Consider the following 264-nt stretch of genomic DNA (forward strand, 5'->3'; position numbering starts at 1 on the left):
ATGATGTCGAGATGCTGGGGAAGCGAGAACCCTTCCTGGCCGGCTTCGTCCGTCACCTGCGCGAGATAATTGGAATGGGGGTCAGACTTGATGAAGCGGTGAATACGCACGTAGCTTGGCGCGAAGTCGTTGAAGATCGCCTGATCACTGGGCGTCAGGCGCATCGGCACGTCACCTGCCTCAAGCCGCCCGGTCCAGTAATAGGACAGCTCGAAGATGCCAGCGCCGTTGAACAGAAGCTCGATCGGATAGGACTTCGTGTCC

Annotated in this window: 1 protein-coding gene; it reads right to left on the reverse strand. The window is 58.3% G+C overall.

Annotated elements, in window-relative coordinates; translation table 11 throughout:
* The coding region (locus PMES_RS16460; protein WP_159966786.1) for a hypothetical protein at positions 1-264 on the reverse strand (264 nt) is incomplete at both ends.

It is taken from the genome of Profundibacterium mesophilum KAUST100406-0324, from assembly GCF_009835145.1.
GTDB lineage: Bacteria > Pseudomonadota > Alphaproteobacteria > Rhodobacterales > Rhodobacteraceae > Profundibacterium > Profundibacterium mesophilum.